The sequence below is a fragment of the Streptomyces sp. NPDC037083 genome, assembly GCF_055606485.1.
This window is the reverse complement of record NZ_JBVJSQ010000004.1, coordinates 533,473-549,454: the sequence shown is the minus strand read 5'-3', so window position 1 is coordinate 549,454 and position 15,982 is coordinate 533,473. Positions and strand designations below refer to the sequence as shown.

Here is a 15,982-nt window from a genome sequence, read left to right as displayed (position 1 = left end):
GGTCCCGGGCCTGACTGCGGCCCGGGTACCCGGGCGTCCGGCCCCGAACCTCCGGGGACCCCGGCCACGGCCACGGCTGGCCACTCTCGAACGGACGAGCGCACAATCAAGACACGGAACGGGGATCGTCATGACGGACACGAGTCGTTCGAGACGCGGGGCGCGCGCGGCGCGCGCCCCGCGCCCGGCCCCATGGGCGTCGGCGGTGGCGGCACTGGCCGCCGCCCTGGCGGTCTCCCTCGCCGCGGGCTGCACCTCGCGCGAGTCGCCCGACGACGGACGGAGCGCGTCGCAGAGCCCTTCTCCGAGCGGCACCGGCGCGGTCGCCGGCCCGCTGCTCGCCGTGAAGATCGACAACGCGCCCGCCGCCCGGCCGCAGACCGGCCTCGACTCGGCGGACGTCGTCTACGTCGAGCAGGTCGAGGGCGGGCTGAGCCGCCTGATGGCGGTGTACGCGACCAGGCTGCCCGAAGCCGTCGGTCCGGTGCGCAGCGCCCGCGAGTCCGACCTGGAGCTGCTGCGCCAGTTCGAGCGGCCGGTGCTGGCGTTCTCCGGGGCGCAGGGCAAGCTGCTGCCGCTGATCGACCGGGCGCCGCTGGACGCCGTGACGCCGGGGGAGAAGTCGGGCGCCTACTTCCGGGGCGCCGACCGGGCCGCCCCGCACAACCTGTACGTGCGGCCGAGCCGTCTGCTGCCGGCGGCGCCGGGCGCGGCCGCGCTGACCGATGGCTTCCGCCACGGTCCGGCGCCCTCCGGCGGCAGGGTCGAGGCCTCGCACACCGTGCGCTACCCGGCGGCCCGGTTCACCTTCACCTGGTCCGGGGACCTGGCCCGCTGGCTGGTCTCGACGGACGGCACACCCACCGTGACGACCGGCGGCCGGCGGGTGGCCCCGGCCACGGTGGTCGTGCAGTACGTCCGGGTGCGCGCCTCGCGCTTCCACGACTTCCTCGGCAACAACACGCCCTACACCGAGACGGTGGGCTCGGGGAGGGCGGAGGTGCTGCGCGACGGTCGGGTGCACGACGTCAACTGGAAGCGGGCGACGGCCCAGGACGGCACGGAGTTCACCACCTTCGACGGCGAACCGGTCGCGTTCGCCGAGGGGCAGGTCTGGGTGGTGTTCGCGCAGGCGCCGTGACCGTCGCCCAGCCGGCACCGGCCCACCACCGGCCAGTACCGGCCCGGCCCACCACCGGTCAGCATCGACCCACAGCCCGGGCGGCACCGGGCCACGGGCGGTCGGCACCGGCCCACGGGCTGGCGGCACCGGTCAGCGGAAGGTTCAGTCCTGGGCGACGAGGGGTTCCGCCGGGTTGCGCAGCCCCTCGGCCGCGTCCGAGACACGCTGGATGAGTTCGAGGAACACGGTCTGTTCCGCGGCCGAGAGCGGCGAGAGGAAGACCTGGTTCATCCGGGCCGTGCGCACGGTCAGCTTGCGGTGGGTGCGCAGCCCGTCCTCGGTGAGCCGCAGGAGGAAGCGGCGTCCGTCCTGCGGGTCTCGGACCTTGTCGAGCAACCCGCGCCGGGTGAGCCGGCTGATCACCTCGGCGACGGTGGAGCGGTCGAGCCCCACCCGCTCCCCCACCGTGCGCTGGTCGAGGCCCGGCTCGGCCACGAGCGCGTTGAGGACCGCGAACTGCGGCGAGGTGATCTCCTCGGAGACCATCGTGTTCCACAGCAGGTAGTGCGCCTGCTGCAGCCGCCGGGCCAGGTGCCCGGGGTGGCTGGTGAGATCCACCGCGGCCATGTGCGCTCCTCAGCTGGATTTCGTCGGTGCACTGAACGATACCGCCTGGCTCCCGATCGCGTCATGGGTCCAGTCGACGTGCGCCACGGCTCCCGCCTGGGGTCTTGACTGGGCTGCCCGCCAGTGGCAGCGTGTTGGCCATCTCGGGGAAATACTCAGTGCCCTGATTAACTGGGCCGGGTCGCACGCAAGAGATGGGGCTTCACGGATGGACAAGGTGGTCGCCACAGCCCTGGAGGCGGTGGCCGACGTGCTGGACGGCGCGTCGCTGGCAGTGGGCGGTTTCGGGCTGAGCGGCGTACCGGGCGTCCTCATCGAGGCCCTGTACGAGCGCGGCGTCACGGGCCTGTCGGTCGTCTCCAACAACTGCGGGGCGATGGAGTCGGGCCTCGCGGTCCTGCTCGCCGCCGGGCGGATCGCCCGCGTGACCGGCTCCTACATCGGCGCGAACAAGGAGTTCGCCCGCCAGTACCTCGCCGGGGAGCTCGAGGTCGAGCTGATCCCGCAGGGCACACTGGCCGAGCGGCTGCGGGCCGGCGGCGCCGGCATCCCCGCCTTCTACACCCCCGCCGGCGTGGGCACACAGGTCGCCGAGGGCGGACTGCCGTGGCGCTACGACGGTTCGGGCGGCGTCGCGCTGGCCTCGCCGCCGAAGGAGGTCCGGGAGTTCGACGGCACCGAGTACGTGCTGGAGCACGGCATCCGCACCGACTTCGCGCTGGTCCGGGCCGCGAAGGGCGACCGGCACGGCAACCTGGTCTTCAACAAGTCCTCCCGCAACTTCAACCCCCTGTCCGCGATGGCCGGACGCATCACGATCGCCGAGGTCGAGGAACTCGTGGAGCCCGGCGACATCGACCCGGACGCGGTGCACCTGCCGGGCATCTTCGTGCAGCGCGTGGTCGCGCTGACCCCGGAGCAGGCCCGCGACAAGAAGATCGAGCAGCGGACGGTGAGCAGCTGATGGCCTGGACACGTGAGGAGATGGCCGCCCGGGCCGCGCGCGAGCTCGCGGACGGCCAGTACGTCAACCTCGGCATCGGACTGCCGACGCTCATCCCCAACTACCTCCCGGCCGACGTCGAGGTGGTGCTGGAGAGCGAGAACGGCATCCTGGGCACCGGCCCCTACCCCACCGAGGACGCCGTCGACCCGGATCTGATCAACGCCGGCAAGGAGACCGTCACGGTCCTGCCGGGGGCGTCCTTCTTCGACTCGGCGCTGTCCTTCGGCATGATCCGCGGCGGTCACATCGACGTCGCCGTCCTCGGCGCGATGCAGGTCTCCGAGCACGGCGACCTGGCGAACTGGGCCGTCCCCGGCAAGATGATCACCGGCATCGGCGGGGCGATGGACCTGGTGCACGGGGCCCGTACGGTCATCGTCGTCATGACGCACACCGCCAAGGACGGCAGCCCCAAGATCCTGGCCGACTGCGCGCTGCCGCTGACCGGGAAGCGCTGCGTGAACCGGATCATCACCGACCTCGGCGTCCTCGACGTCACCGAGGAGGGCCTGGTGCTGGTGGAGACCGCGCCCGGCGTCACCGTCGAGGAGATCGTGGCGAAGACCGCCGCGAAGGTGCGTGTCGCCGAGGAGGTCCAGTCATGAGCGGCGGCCTCAGGACCGTCTACGTCGTCGACGCCGTCCGTACCCCGATCGGCCGGTACAACGGCGCTCTGGCCTCCGTGCGCCCGGACGACCTCGCCGCGCACGCCATCCGCGAACTCCTCGCCCGCACGCCTGCGTTGGACGCCGAGCGGATCGAGGACGTCTACTTCGGCAACGCCAACGGCGCCGGCGAGGAGAACCGCAACGTCGGCCGCATGGGCGCGCTGCTCGCGGGCCTGCCCACCTCCGTGCCGGGCGTCACCGTCAACCGGCTGTGCGCCTCCGGCCTGGAGGCGGTGATCCAGGCCGCCCGCGCCATCGCGGTGGGCGACGCCTCCATCGCCGTCGCGGGCGGCGTGGAGTCGATGACCCGCGCGCCGTACGTGCTGCCGAAGTCGGACCGGGCCTTCCCCGCCGGGCACGCGGAGCTGTACTCGACCACGCTGGGCTGGCGGATGGTCAACCCGCGGATGGATCCGCAGTGGACCGTTCCGCTGGGCGAGTCGGCCGAGCTCATCGCCGACAAGCACAGGATCAGCCGTGCCCAGCAGGACGAGTTCGCGCTGAACAGCCACCGCAAGGCCGCCGCCGCCCAGCGGGCGGGCCTGTTCGACGCCGAGCTCGCGCCCGTGTCGGTGCCGCGCCGCAAGGGCGACCCGGTCGTCTTCGACGCGGACGAATGCGTCCGGCCGGACGCCTCGCCGGAGGCGATGGCGAAGCTCGTGCCGTCCTTCCGGACGCAGGACGGCACGGTGACGGCGGGCAACGCGTCGCCGCTGAACGACGGAGCCGCGGCCCTGCTGCTCGTGGACGAGGAGGGACTGCGGGCGAGCGGCCGCGAGCCGCTCGCCCGGGTGTCCGCGACCGGGGTGTCCGCGATCGACCCGCACTACTTCGGGCTCGCCCCGGTCGAGGCCGTCAACCGCGCACTCGCCAAGGCGGACAGGGGCTTCGACGACCTGTCGGTGCTCGAACTCAACGAGGCCTTCGCCGCGCAGGTGCTGGGCTGCGTCGCCGAATGGCCCGAGTTCGACCCGGCGGTCCTCAACCCGCAGGGCGGCGCGATCGCCCTCGGCCACCCGCTCGGCGCCTCCGGCGCCCGTCTCGCCGGAACCGTCGCCCACCAGCTCGCCCGCCGGGGCGGCGGCGTCGGGGTCGCCACCCTCTGCATCGGCGTGGGCCAGGGCCTCGCCCTCGTCCTCGAACGATAGGAAACCCGGGAACACCCCATGACTCTCACGCAAGCCGACATCGACCAGGAGATCGCGGCCGAACGCGCCGCCTACGACAAGCGGCTCGCCGACGGCGCACCCGTCGAGCACCAGCCTCGCCGCGACTACGCGCCGTACCGCTCCTCCGTCCTGCGCCACCCGAAGCAGCCGCCGATCGCCATCGACGTCGCCCAGGACCCCGAGCTGGTGGAGCTGTCCTCCCCCGCCTTCGGCGAACGGGACGTCACCGAGACCGACAACGACCTCACCCGGCAGCACAACGGCGAGCCGATCGGCGAACGGATCACCGTCTCCGGCCGGCTGCTGGACCGCGGCGGGCGTCCCCTCCGCGGTCAGCTGGTCGAGATCTGGCAGGCCAACTCGGCCGGCCGCTACGCCCACCAGCGCGAGCAGCACGACGCGCCCCTGGACCCGAACTTCACCGGCGTCGGCCGCACGCTGACCGACGACAGCGGCTTCTACCGGTTCACCACCGTCCAGCCGGGCCCCTACCCGTGGCGCCAGCACCTCAACGCCTGGCGGCCCGCCCACATCCACTTCTCGCTGTTCGGCACGGCGTTCACCCAGCGGCTCGTGACCCAGATGTACTTCCCGAGCGACCCGCTGTTCCCGTACGACCCGATCATCCAGTCGGTCACGGACGACGCGGCCCGGCAGCGGCTGGTCGCGACCTACGACCACAGCCTGTCCGTGCCCGAGTTCTCCATGGGCTACCACTGGGACATCGTGCTCGACGGGCCGCAGGCCACCTGGATCGAAGAAGGACGCTGAGCAGCCATGACGAAGATCGACACCAGCCGTCCGGAGACCGTCCTGCCCACCCCGTCGCACACGGTCGGCCCCTTCTACGGCCACGCCCTGCCGTTCCCCGGCGGCGGCGACATCGCCCCGCTCGGACACCCGGACACGATCGCCCTGCAGGGGTACGTGTACGACGGCGAGGGCAACCCGCTGCCGGACGCGTTCCTGGAGCTGTGGGGCGCGGACCCCGAGGGCAACCTGCCGCAGGTCGACGGCTCGATGCGGCGCGACGCGGCGTCCGGCGGCTTCCTGGGCCGCAACGGCGTGGAGTTCACCGGCTGGGGGCGGATCCAGACCGACGCGAACGGGCACTGGTCCGCGCGGACGCTGCGGCCCGGCGCGCGCGGGCACAGCGCCCCGTACCTGAGCGTCTGCGTGTTCGCCCGCGGACTGCTCGTGCACCTGTTCACCCGGATCTACCTGCCCGGCGACGACGCGGCGCTCGCCGCCGACCCGCTGCTGCAGCGGGTGGACCCCGCGCGGCGCGACACGCTGATCGCGACCCGCGACCGGTCGGGGACCTACCGTTTCGACATCCGCCTTCAGGGCGAAGGCGAGACGGTCTTCCTGGAGTTCCAGTGACAGCTGCTCAGCCCGAGTCCGGTCTGCTCTCCCCGGGGTGGACCGGCTCCCCCGCCGCCGAAGCGACCGGCGACCGCGCGTACCTGCGGGCTCTGCTGGACGCGGAGGCCGCGTTGACCCGCGCCCAGGAGGCGCTGGGGCAGGCACCCGAGGGAGCCGGGGCGGCCGTCACCGCGGCCGCCTGCGGCGACTTCGACGTGCGGTCCCTCGCCGAACGCGCCCGCGGCGGCGGAAACCCGGTGATCCCGCTGGTCGCCGATCTCACCGAGGCGGTCGACGCCGAGTTCGGGCCGTACGTCCACCGGGGCGCGACCAGCCAGGACATCATGGACACGGCGACCATGCTGGTCGCGGCACGGACCCTCGTCCCCGTGCTGGCCGACCTCGACCGCACCCAGCTGGCGCTGGCCCGGCTCGCCGCCGAACACCGGGACACGCCGATGCCCGGACGGACCCTCACCCAGCACGCCGTGCCGACGACGTTCGGCCTGAAGGCGGCCGGCTGGCGGTCGCTGGTGCTGGACGCGCGGGACCGGGTGACGGCGGTACGCGCCTCGCTGCCCGCCCAACTCGGCGGCGCCGCCGGAACGTTGGCGGCCTTCGCCTCCTACGGCGCCACCGACGCGACCGCGCTGCCCGCCGCATACGCCCGTGAACTCGGGCTGGCGGCACCGCTGTTGCCCTGGCACACGCTGCGCACGCCCGTCGCCGACCTCGCCGCGTGTCTGGCCTTCACCGCGGGGGCGCTGGGCAAGGTCGCGGCGGACGTCCTCACCCTCGCCCGCACCGAGATCGCCGAGGTGGCGGAGGGCAGCGGGGGCGGCTCCTCCGCCATGCCGCACAAGGCGAACCCGGTGCGCTCGACGCTGATCGCGGCGGCCGCGCGGCGTGCCCCGCAGCTCGCGGCCACGCTGTACGGCTCCCTGGCGGCGGAGGACGAGCGGCCGGCCGGGGCCTGGCACGCCGAGTGGGAGCCGCTCAGGGATCTGCTGCGGCTGGTCGGCGGGGCCGCCCGGGACGCGGCGGAACTGGCCGAGGGGCTGCGGGTGAACGCGGACGCGATGCGTTCGAACCTCGGCCTCACCCACGGGCTGATCGTCTCCGAGCGGCTGTCCGCCGAACTGTCGGCCCTGCTCGGCCGGGGCCGGGCCAGGGAACTGCTCACGGCGCTGGCCCGGCGCGCCTATGCCGAGGACCGTCCACTGGCCGTGCTCCTCGCCGGGGAAGCTGACGCGAGCGACGCTCTGAAGGACCTTCTGCAGACCGTCGACCTGGGCGAACTCACCGACCCCGCCCGCTACACCGGCTCCGCCGGAGCCCTCACCGACCGTGCGCTGGAGCGACGTTGACCGAGAAGCTGCTCAACCACCGTACCGAGGGGCCGGCTTCGGCGCCCCCGCTGCTGCTCGGCCCCTCGCTGGGCACCTCGTACGCCCTGTGGGACAAGGTCGCGCCCGAACTGTCCATCACGCACCGGGTGGTCCGCTGGGACCTGCCGGGGCACGGAGGCTCGGCCGCCGACCTGATCGGTCCCGGCGCCACCGTCGGTGACCTGGCCGGCCTGGTGCTGGCGCTGGCCGACTCCCTCGGCCTGGAGCGGTTCGCCTACGCGGGCGTGTCCCTGGGCGGCGCGGTGGGGCTGCATCTGGCGCTGCACCACCCGCAGCGGGTGTCGTCGCTGGCCATGATCTGCTCGTCCGCCCACTTCAACGGGTCGAAGCCGTGGGAGGAGCGGGCCGCGCTGGTGCGTCGCGAAGGGCTGGCGGGACTCGCCGAGAGCGCGGACTCCCGCTGGTTCACGCCCGGGTTCACCGTGCCGCGGCTGATCGCCGACCATCGTGACGCCGACCCGGGGGCGTACGCCGCCTGCTGTGACGCGCTGGCCGCGTTCGACCTGCGCGAGCGACTGGCGGAGGTCGGCGTACGGACCCTGTTGATCGCCGGACGGCAGGATCCGGCGACGCCGCCGGCGCACCTGCGGGAGATCGCGGACGAGGTTCCGGGCGCCACGCTGGTCGAACTCCCGGGGGCCTCGCATCTCGCGCCCGCCGAGTGCCCCGAGGCCGTGCTGACCCTGCTGCGGGCCCATCTCGACGGCGTGGCGCGGCGGGGCATGGAGGTCAGGCGCGAGGTGCTGGGCGACGCGCACGTGGACCGGGCCCAGGCCCGTCAGGACGCGTTCACCGCGCGCTACCAGGACTTCATCTCCCGCTACGCCTGGGGCGAGATCTGGACCGACCCGACGCTCAGCCGCCGCGAACGCAGCATGATCACGCTGACCGCGCTGGTGGCGCGCGGCCACTACGACGAGTTGGCCATGCACGTCCGGGCGGCCCGGCGCAACGGGCTGACTCCGGAGGAGATCGGCGCCGTCCTGCTCCAGACGGCCGTCTACTGCGGCGTACCGGCCGCCAACTCCGCGTTCGCCACGGCCCAGCGGGTGCTGGCGGAGGAGAACCGGAGCGACTGAGGGAGTCCGGCCGCACGACCACGGCCGGGACGCACACGGCGGGTCGGCGCAACGGCCTCACGGCCCCGACGGCGCTCCCGGCAGGCCGGTCACCAGGCGTCGGGGGACGGGCTGCCCGGAAGCGCCGCTATGCCGACGGCACCGGCGCGCACGCACGAGGCGACGTACTCCCCCGCGGGTGCGCGAGCGGAACCCGTTTCGGAGTGGCCGACGACGAGACCACCGGCCGGGTCACCGCGAGCAACGGGGGCCGCCCAGGGTAGGACCACCGGCTCGGTCGCCGTGAAGCCCCTCGGCAGCCCGGGCGAGACCGCCGGCCCGGTCGCCGCGAACCCCCCGGGGCCACGTGGAACTCGTTGGTCTCGACCGGGTAGTACTGCGGGCACCGGGCAAGACCACCGGCCCGGTCACCACAAGCCCCCCGGCCGCCCCGGCGAGACCTTCACCGGCGGGGCTCCCGCCATCACCACGTCCGATTCGATTGCGGAAGCGACGGCACACCCCCGCCCCGGCCGCACGGCCGACGTCCGCTCCTGCCGGGGGCGGGCCGTTCGGCCGCACGGCTCACCGGGGGCCGATTGAGGGAACCGCTCCACGCCGCCGGAGCGCGCGCCGTCGGCGCCGGGCGTTACCTGCGGGTCTGCCCGGGCACCAGGCCGACCTGGGGCGCGCCCAGGCCCTGCAGCGCCTGCTGCGCCTTGTCCGCCAGCCCGTCCGCGCCGCAGGAACGCGCCAGCGTCAGGCCCCGGCCGAGTTCGGACACCGAGCGGGAGAGGATGCCGTACTCGATGCGGGCGGCCGCGTGTTCGAACTGGCAGGGCGAGGACTCCAGATAGGTGACGGCCTGCTGGGCGAGCCGGACCGCGCGCTGCCCGGTCTCCAGGGCGGCGGCGCAGCGCAGGGCCTCCCCGATCGCGGTGTCGGTGCCGAACCGCTCGGCCTGGCGGCGCGCCTCGGTGGCGAGCCGGGCCGCACGGGCCGGATCCTCGACGGCCAGGGCCCGGGCGAGCTCGACGGCCCAGGGGACCATCACCGGGTTGAGATGGCCGCGTACGGCGGCCGCCTTCTCGGCCTTCTCCAGTTCGTTGACGCCCTCCTTGAAGCGGCCGACGGCCAGCAGCAGCCGTCCCCGCACCGTGCGGGGGTCGGGCAGCACGATCGTCGAGGGGTAGGGCGGGGCGAAGCCGTACTGCTCGGCGACCTCCCAGGCCTCGGCGACATGGCCGCGGACCAGCAGCGTGTCGACGAGGTTGCAGGTCGCCGACCAGTACAGGGGCAGGCCGCGGCCGACGCGTTCGGCGAGCCGCAGGGACTCCCTGAGCGACTCCTCCGCCTCCTTCAGACGGCCCCGGCGGCGCAGGCCCAGTCCGAGGTAGGCGTGGGCCAGGGCGAGGTGTCCGCCGCTCCAGCCGGCGGAGACATAGGAGCGCAGGGCCTCGTTGAAGAGGGCGTCGGCGCGGTCGAGCCGGTCGGTGTAGGCGTAGGAGCTGGCCAGCATCATCAGCAGTTCGATGCCCCACTCCTGGTCGGTCCAGCCGAGCCCGGGGGCGAGACGGCCGTTGACCAGGGCGCGGTCGCAGAACTCGACGACCTCCTCGGCGTTCTCGCCGTGGGTCATGGCGTCGAAGCCGCGCAGGATGAGCAGGGCGCGCTCCGCGTTGTCCCGGCCGGTGCAGCCGGCGACGAGCGAGGCGAGCTTCTCCGAGCCGTGCGACGAGAGCGGCTCGCCGGCGTGCACGCCCTCCCACATGAACTGCACGGCCTGCAGCCGCAGCCGCGCGCGTCCCGGGGCGAGCCGGGCGGCCTCCGCCTCGACCGTGTGGACGGCCTCCTCCAGCTGGTCGTTGTGCAGCAGTGCCTGGGAGAGGCGGAAGACGGCGTCGACGCGCTCGTCGCCGTCGAGGCCCGGCAGGGACAGTGCCGTGCGCAGGTGGTCGATGGTCCTGGCGGGCGCGGTCAGGAGGGTGGCGCAGCCCAGTTCGTAGAGCACGTGCGCGTGGACGTCGGGCACGGGCGGTTCCCGCAGGGCCCGTTCCAGGCAGCGGCGGGCCGCGTCGGGGGCGCCGACGGCCAGGTGTTCGCGGGCGGCTTCGCGCAGCTGCTCGACGAGTTCCTCGTCGCCCTCGGCGTGCACCTGGAGCAGATGCCGGGAGGCGGCCGCGAGCCCCTTGCCGGCGTCGGTGACGACCTGGGCGGCGATGCCGTGCATCGCGGTGCGCAGACCGCCGGGGATGGAGTCGTAGACGGCGGTGGCGATGAGCGGGTGGACGAACTCCAGGTCGCCGTCGTCCGCGGGGACGGCGCCGGGGTCGGGGTCGGTGAGGATGCGGGCGTTGCGCAGCAGTTCGGCGCAGCGCACCGCTTCGTCGCGGCCGAGGCCGGCGAGCCGGGCCGCCTGGGTGACGGAGATGTCGGCGCCGAGGATCGCGGCCGCCATGGCGAACTTGGTGGCGTCGACGCCCAGTTTCTCCAGGCGGTCGACGAGTCCGCCGCCGCGGGCCGCGCGGTTGAGGGGACGCAGTTCGGTGGCGGAGGACTCGCTGGGCGCGAGTTCCCTGTCGCGGACCTTGGCGAGGAGTTCGACGGTCTCGTAGGGGTTGCCGTCGGTGACCGCCCAGACCTCGCGGCAGAACGCGGCGTCGGCGTGCGCGCCGAGGGTGGCGCGGGTGAGTCCGGCGACCGCGGCCGGGGTCAGGGCGCTGAGGCTGGTGACGGCGCGGCCGGCGGCCTCGCCGACGACGTCGAGGAGGCGGGCGGCGTCGCCCTTCATCTCGCCGGGCCTGCGGGCCACGACGACCAGGACGCAGAGCTCGTCGAGGCGTTCGACGAACGCGGCGAGCCAGCGCAGGCTCTCCTGGTCGACCCAGTGCGCGTCGTCGATCAGCAGGACGAGCGGGTAGTCCCGGCGGGCCAGCCGGGTCACGGCGGCGACGAGTCCGTCGCACACGCCCTGCGGGTCGGCGTGGCCCTCGCCGGGCTCGGCGATGCCGAGGGCGGGGCCGGCGATGTCGTACCAGTCGCCGAGGTACTCGCGGGCCTCCTCCGGGTGCAGGGACAGCAGCGCGGGCTGCAGCAACTGCCGTACCACGTTGAAGGGGACGGACCGCAGCGTCTCGCCGCCGCGGGCCGACCACACCATGCAGCCACGGGTCTCGGCTATGCGACGCGTCTCGGCCAGCAACGCGGTCTTGCCGAATCCCGCCTCGCCCCGGAGCACCAGCAGGTGACCCGAGGAGGACCGGTCGGCGCACAGCGTCTCCACCGCCTGTGCGATGGCGGCGAGTTCCTCGTCGCGCTCCCACAGGGAAGCCGAGGCGGCCGCCGCCGGCCTGACCTCCGTCATCCCGCTACCTCCCCAAGTCGCCCGAACGACGTACAGACGTCGAGCGTAGCCCTCCGCAGGCCTGTGTGGTGGGTGGTCCGGGCAGGTCCCGCCTCGACGGGTGACGCGCGGGGCCCGACATGCCTCGGCGGGCCTGCGGAAGTGCCCCCATGGCGTCAACAGCGAGTGACACGCACGTAATTGACGTCGAATTCACGCCATACGGGCGGCGGGCCCCCTCGACCGGATCCGGACGCGACGCCCGCCCTCTCATCCGGCTTTCACCGACGCCTCATACGGTGGGGGTATGACGCAGGTGACTCCTCCCGGGTGGTATCCCGACCCGGGGCAGACGAATGACGGTCCCGCCGCCGAGCGCTGGTGGGACGGCAAGGCATGGACGGACCAGACCCGCCCCGCGGGCTCGGCCGCCGTATGGGGTCCGCCGGCGCAGACCCCGGCCGCCGGTGCGTATCCGGCGTATCCGGGGCATCCCGGGTACGCCGGATATCCCGCGGCGCCGCCGGGCCCGGGCGGGCGGCGCGGACTGCGCACGGGCATAGCCGTGGCGGCGGCCGTCGCGGTCCTGACCAGCATCGGGTTCGGCGTGTACGCCCTGGCGCAGGACGGCGGCTCGGGCGGCGGCGGCACGGCCCAGGGGCCGGGCGGGCCCGGCGGGGCGGGCGGACAGGACGGCGGCAGCGGCGGCAAGGACGACCCGTTCGGCGGCTCGGGCGGGTCCGGCGGGTCCGGCGGTCCGGACGGCGCCTCGCCCTCGCCCGGCGAGTCCGGGCCGCCGAAGATCAGGAGCGGTTCGGTGACCGACGCGCTCAACGGGATCAGCATCCCCATCCCGGACGGCTGGACCGGCCAGCAGATGAACGCGGGCGCGCAGATATCCTCCGACTCCTCCTACAAATGCCCCGGCGACACCTCCAAGACGTGCACCAAGGGGGGCATGTACTCGGCGCCCGCCGAACTCCTGAAGACCAAGGGCGACACCGCCGAGGAGGTGGCGAAGGCGGACATCGCGGCCAACGCCGAGGACTCCTACGGCGGCACGACCTACGGTGCGATCACCTCGCACCAGGTGCTCGCCTCGAAGGCGGTGACGGTGGCCGGGCAGAAGGGCTATCTGGTGCGCTGGAAGGCGGTCACGAGCAAGGGCGCGGACGGCTACGTCGAGTCGCTGGCGTTCCCGGCCCCCGCGGACACCAAGCGACTGGTGGTGCTGCGCTTCGGCATCGACGCCGACCAGAGCGTGTCCGTGATCGACACGATCACGAAGGGCATCAAGGTGTCGACGGGCGGCGGCAGCGGACAGGACGTCTGAGCCGGGCCCGGGAACACGGGCGGCCGGGTGGGGCGCCCCTCCGCTCAAGGGGAACCCCACCCGGCCGGGGGGTGCGCGCCGCCCCCGTCCCCACGGTGCGGCGCGAGACAGGTCGCCGTCCGGTCATCCCGTGGACGGCGGCCTGAGTCAGGTCGGCGGCCGGGTGAGACCGAGCGCCGGCAGCACGGCGGCCTCCACGAAGCGCAGCAGGTACTCCTGGTCGGCGTACTGCCCGTCGACGACGGGACGGGCCCTGATCACACCGAACATCTGCGCCGGGACGTACTCGAGCGCCGGATGGTCGCGACGGACCTCACCGCGCTCGACCCCGCGCCGCAGGATCTCCCGCAGCGCGGCGATCTCGGGGTCGATGAGCGCCTCCCGCAGCGCCTTCGCGAGTTCCTCGTCGCCGGTGACGGCATGGCCGAGCGCCTGCATCAGCTTGGTGTCGTTGGTCGACCAGCGGCCGGTGGCCCGCGCCGCCTCGCGCAGGTCCTCGGCGAGCGAGCCGGTGTCGATGCCGGCGAGCCGGGCCCGGCGGCGCGAGCGCAGGGCGGCCACCACGAACTGGGGCTTGGTCTTCCACTGCCGGTAGAGGGTGGACTTGCTGCAGCGGGTGCTGGCGGCGATGCCCTCCATGGTGACGGCTTCGTAGCCGCACTCACGGACCTGGTCGAGGACGGCGTCGAAGAACTCCTGCTCACGCTCGGGCGTGATCTTGGAGCGGCGCGTGGCGGCGACCGACTCGGGTCCGTCCGCGGCCTGCGACGTCATCTTCTCTTCCCCTCTCCTTCGTTTCCGCTGCGGCTTGTGCGCCGGGCCCCACGCGGGACCCGTCTCCAGCGCCTGCGCCGTGTTCGTGACCAGTGTGGCGCACATCAATCGATACGACAGTGTACCGGTACGCGGCCGTATCGGTACACTGGCGTATCGGTACGACATCGTATCGATGGTGCATGCACTCATCGCGAGCGCGTCGCACCACCTCACACGCACCACCGTCAGCGAAGGGGCCGGGGGATGAATGCCCGCACCGAGCCTGTAGAAGCGGAGCCGGCCACACCGGCGCGGCCGCCCGTAGTCCGCGAGCTCCTGCTTGTCGCAGGGCTCTTCCTCGTCTACAAGTTCGGCCGGCAGCTGGCCTCGGGCCACACCGGCGAAGCCTTTCGCAACGCCGACGACGTGTGGCGCCTCGAACGGTGGCTGCGGCTGCCCGACGAGGGTTCGGTGCAGTCCCTGCTGCTGCACGGCGACGGTCTGGTCGAGGTCGCGAACACCTACTACGCGACCGTGCACTTCCCCGCCACGCTGGCATTCCTGGTCTGGCTGTACCTGCGGCGCCCGGCGCACTACGTCTGGGCGCGCCGGGTGCTGGCGGCGGTGACCGCCGCCGCCCTGGTGCTGCACCTGGCGTTTCCGCTGGCCCCGCCGCGGATGCAGGCGGTGACGGGGCTGGTCGACACCGCACGGGTGTACGGGCCCTCGGTGTACGGCCCGCCGCGGACGGACCATCTGTCCAACCAGTTCGCGGCGATGCCCTCGCTGCACTTCGGCTGGGCCCTGATGGTCGCGATCGGGCTGATCGTCGCCACCCGGTCGCGGTGGCGTCCGCTGTGGCTGTTGCATCCGCTGGTGACCCTGCTCGTGATCGTGGGCACGGCGAACCACTACTGGCTCGACGCGATCGTGGCGGGAGCCCTGCTCGGCCTCGCACTCGCGGTGATCCCCGCACCCCGGCGCTCGGCCACGGCGTCGGGACGCGGTGCGGGCGCCCTCGTCCCGGCCGGGGAACCACCGGTCCTGGTCGGAGCGGGCCGATGAACGCCACCCTGGTCGCCGTCGTCCTGTCCCTGTTCTCCGCCGTCGCCTACGCCGCGGCCGCCGTCGCCCAGGAGCGGCTGGCCTCCCGGCACCCCGGCACCGGCCTGCTGCGGCTGCTCGGCAACGGGGCCTGGTGGTGGTCGGTGGGACTGAACGCCTCCGCCGCTCTGCTGCACGTCGTCGCCCTGAAGTACGGCCCGCTCACCGTGGTGCAGCCGCTCGGCGCGCTCACCCTGGTCGCGGCGGTGCCGATGGGCGCGCGGGTGGCCGGTCGCACGGTCAGCGCCGCCGAGTGGCGGGGTACTGCCCTCACCCTGGCCGGCCTGGCCGCGATCCTGGTCACGGCGTCGGGGCCGGCCCCCGAGGACATCCTGAGCGGGCCGGAGGCCGTCGCGGTCGCCGGGGCGACGGCGGCGCTGATCGGGCTGCTGGCCCGGCCCGGCGCCCGGCCCGGGCTGCGGCACGCGACCGCGTCCGGTTTCGCCTCGGGAGTCGCCTCGGCGCTCACCCAGACGGTGACCGTGGCCGCGACGGACCGTTCGGGTCCCCTGCTCAGCGTGCAGGTCGTGGGCGTGGCGCTGCTGGTCGCCGCCTTCGCGACGGGCGGACTGCTGCTGTCGCAGACCGCCTACCGCGGCGGCCTCGGCGCCCCGCTGGCGATGGTGACCCTGGCCAACCCGGTGGCCGCCGCCGCGATCGGCCTCGCGCTCCTGGGCGAACGGCTCCAGGGCGGGCCCGCCGGCATGCTCCTCGCCCTGGCGGGGGCGGGGCTCGCGGGACGGGGCGTGGTACTGCTGTCGCGGGCCGCACCGCACCCCGTGGCCGTGGACGACGAGGACCATCCGGTGGCGGCGGTGCTGGCCCTGAGGCCGGAGACGGCCTCGGCCGAACCGGCGCTGCTGCCCCGGCCGGCGACCGGCCCCGGGCACCTCACGCCGTTGTAAGAGCACGCGGCGGAGGGGGGGGAGACCCCCTGCAGGGGGGGGGGAAGCCCCCCCCCCACTCTCCACCCCCCCCCCCTCTTCTCCCTTTTCTCCCGTCTCCCTCGCTTTCCCCAGAA

The 15,982-nt window shown here is 73.9% G+C and carries 14 protein-coding genes; 11 read left to right on the top strand and 3 right to left on the bottom strand.

Going from position 1 to position 15,982, the window contains the following annotated elements; all coding sequences use genetic code 11:
• Nucleotides 1-130: 130 nt before the first annotated feature.
• The gene (locus ACZ7DE_RS14505; protein WP_470760951.1) at nucleotides 131-1,141 is read left to right on the top strand and encodes a DUF3048 domain-containing protein; all 1,011 of its coding nucleotides are present in this window, start codon (nucleotides 131-133) and stop codon (nucleotides 1,139-1,141) included.
• A gap of 144 nt (nucleotides 1,142-1,285) precedes the next feature.
• On the opposite strand, the gene ACZ7DE_RS14500 is transcribed toward ACZ7DE_RS14505, so the two are convergent.
• The gene (locus ACZ7DE_RS14500; protein WP_470760949.1) at nucleotides 1,286-1,750 is read right to left on the bottom strand and encodes a MarR family winged helix-turn-helix transcriptional regulator; all 465 of its coding nucleotides are present in this window, start codon (nucleotides 1,748-1,750) and stop codon (nucleotides 1,286-1,288) included.
• Between the two features lie 208 nt (nucleotides 1,751-1,958).
• On the opposite strand from ACZ7DE_RS14500, the gene ACZ7DE_RS14495 reads away from it, so the two are divergent.
• Genes ACZ7DE_RS14495 through pcaDC form a run of 7 tightly spaced genes read left to right on the top strand, consistent with a single transcriptional unit; the run spans nucleotide 1,959 to nucleotide 8,446 of the window.
• Nucleotides 1,959-2,714, top strand: a complete 756-nt coding sequence (locus ACZ7DE_RS14495) for a CoA transferase subunit A (protein ID WP_470760947.1) — start codon at nucleotides 1,959-1,961, stop codon at nucleotides 2,712-2,714.
• The gene (locus ACZ7DE_RS14490) at nucleotides 2,714-3,361 is read left to right on the top strand and encodes a CoA transferase subunit B (RefSeq protein ID WP_470760945.1); all 648 of its coding nucleotides are present in this window, start codon (nucleotides 2,714-2,716) and stop codon (nucleotides 3,359-3,361) included. Before ACZ7DE_RS14495 ends, ACZ7DE_RS14490 begins: the two co-directional genes overlap by 1 nt.
• Nucleotides 3,358-4,572 (top strand): thiolase family protein, encoded by a 1,215-nt coding sequence (locus ACZ7DE_RS14485; RefSeq protein ID WP_470760943.1) that lies wholly within the window; start codon nucleotides 3,358-3,360, stop codon nucleotides 4,570-4,572. Before ACZ7DE_RS14490 ends, ACZ7DE_RS14485 begins: the two co-directional genes overlap by 4 nt.
• Before the next feature lie 18 nt (nucleotides 4,573-4,590).
• Complete coding sequence (gene pcaH / locus ACZ7DE_RS14480; RefSeq protein ID WP_470760941.1) at nucleotides 4,591-5,364, top strand: protocatechuate 3,4-dioxygenase subunit beta; 774 nt, start codon at nucleotides 4,591-4,593, stop codon at nucleotides 5,362-5,364.
• 6 nt (nucleotides 5,365-5,370) lie between these two features.
• Complete coding sequence (gene pcaG, locus ACZ7DE_RS14475) at nucleotides 5,371-5,976, top strand: protocatechuate 3,4-dioxygenase subunit alpha (RefSeq protein WP_470760939.1); 606 nt, start codon at nucleotides 5,371-5,373, stop codon at nucleotides 5,974-5,976.
• Nucleotides 5,973-7,325: a 3-carboxy-cis,cis-muconate cycloisomerase gene (gene pcaB / locus ACZ7DE_RS14470; protein WP_470760937.1), complete on the top strand. Its 1,353-nt coding sequence runs from the start codon at nucleotides 5,973-5,975 to the stop codon at nucleotides 7,323-7,325. The genes pcaG and pcaB overlap by 4 nt, the downstream gene beginning before the upstream one ends.
• Entirely contained in the window at nucleotides 7,322-8,446 is a 1,125-nt protein-coding gene (pcaDC, locus tag ACZ7DE_RS14465; protein ID WP_470760935.1) for a bifunctional 3-oxoadipate enol-lactonase/4-carboxymuconolactone decarboxylase PcaDC, read from the top strand. Before pcaB ends, pcaDC begins: the two co-directional genes overlap by 4 nt.
• A 628-nt stretch (nucleotides 8,447-9,074) precedes the next feature.
• Here pcaDC and ACZ7DE_RS14460 read toward each other — a convergent pair.
• Nucleotides 9,075-11,789, bottom strand: coding sequence for an ATP-binding protein (locus ACZ7DE_RS14460; protein WP_470760933.1), 2,715 nt, complete (start codon nucleotides 11,787-11,789; stop codon nucleotides 9,075-9,077).
• 286 nt (nucleotides 11,790-12,075) lie between these two features.
• Between ACZ7DE_RS14460 and ACZ7DE_RS14455 the strand changes: the two genes are divergently transcribed.
• Nucleotides 12,076-13,101 carry a DUF2510 domain-containing protein gene (locus ACZ7DE_RS14455; RefSeq protein ID WP_470760931.1) on the top strand — a complete coding sequence of 342 codons (1,026 nt, stop codon included), beginning with the start codon at nucleotides 12,076-12,078 and terminating at the stop codon, nucleotides 13,099-13,101.
• Between the two features lie 147 nt (nucleotides 13,102-13,248).
• Here ACZ7DE_RS14455 and ACZ7DE_RS14450 read toward each other — a convergent pair whose 3' ends face one another.
• Nucleotides 13,249-13,875, bottom strand: a complete 627-nt coding sequence (locus ACZ7DE_RS14450) for a TetR/AcrR family transcriptional regulator (RefSeq protein ID WP_470760929.1) — start codon at nucleotides 13,873-13,875, stop codon at nucleotides 13,249-13,251.
• 246 nt (nucleotides 13,876-14,121) lie between these two features.
• Here ACZ7DE_RS14450 and ACZ7DE_RS14445 point away from each other — a divergent pair, with 246 nt between their 5' ends.
• The gene (locus ACZ7DE_RS14445; protein WP_470760927.1) at nucleotides 14,122-14,922 is read left to right on the top strand and encodes a phosphatase PAP2 family protein; all 801 of its coding nucleotides are present in this window, start codon (nucleotides 14,122-14,124) and stop codon (nucleotides 14,920-14,922) included.
• Nucleotides 14,919-15,866: a DMT family protein gene (locus ACZ7DE_RS14440; protein ID WP_470760925.1), complete on the top strand. Its 948-nt coding sequence runs from the start codon at nucleotides 14,919-14,921 to the stop codon at nucleotides 15,864-15,866. The genes ACZ7DE_RS14445 and ACZ7DE_RS14440 overlap by 4 nt, the downstream gene beginning before the upstream one ends.
• Nucleotides 15,867-15,982: the final 116 nt, after the last annotated feature.

Coding starts and splice junctions, on each gene's coding strand:
- ACZ7DE_RS14505 (WP_470760951.1), top strand. CDS start 131: ATGACGGACACGAGTCGTTCGAGACGCGGGGCGCGCGCGGCGCGCGCC.
- ACZ7DE_RS14450 (WP_470760929.1), bottom strand. CDS start 13,875: ATGACGTCGCAGGCCGCGGACGGACCCGAGTCGGTCGCCGCCACGCGC.
- pcaH (WP_470760941.1), top strand. CDS start 4,591: ATGACTCTCACGCAAGCCGACATCGACCAGGAGATCGCGGCCGAACGC.
- ACZ7DE_RS14485 (WP_470760943.1), top strand. CDS start 3,358: ATGAGCGGCGGCCTCAGGACCGTCTACGTCGTCGACGCCGTCCGTACC.
- ACZ7DE_RS14455 (WP_470760931.1), top strand. CDS start 12,076: ATGACGCAGGTGACTCCTCCCGGGTGGTATCCCGACCCGGGGCAGACG.
- ACZ7DE_RS14490 (WP_470760945.1), top strand. CDS start 2,714: ATGGCCTGGACACGTGAGGAGATGGCCGCCCGGGCCGCGCGCGAGCTC.
- ACZ7DE_RS14495 (WP_470760947.1), top strand. CDS start 1,959: ATGGACAAGGTGGTCGCCACAGCCCTGGAGGCGGTGGCCGACGTGCTG.
- ACZ7DE_RS14445 (WP_470760927.1), top strand. CDS start 14,122: ATGAATGCCCGCACCGAGCCTGTAGAAGCGGAGCCGGCCACACCGGCG.
- ACZ7DE_RS14460 (WP_470760933.1), bottom strand. CDS start 11,789: ATGACGGAGGTCAGGCCGGCGGCGGCCGCCTCGGCTTCCCTGTGGGAG.
- ACZ7DE_RS14500 (WP_470760949.1), bottom strand. CDS start 1,750: ATGGCCGCGGTGGATCTCACCAGCCACCCCGGGCACCTGGCCCGGCGG.
- ACZ7DE_RS14440 (WP_470760925.1), top strand. CDS start 14,919: ATGAACGCCACCCTGGTCGCCGTCGTCCTGTCCCTGTTCTCCGCCGTC.
- pcaG (WP_470760939.1), top strand. CDS start 5,371: ATGACGAAGATCGACACCAGCCGTCCGGAGACCGTCCTGCCCACCCCG.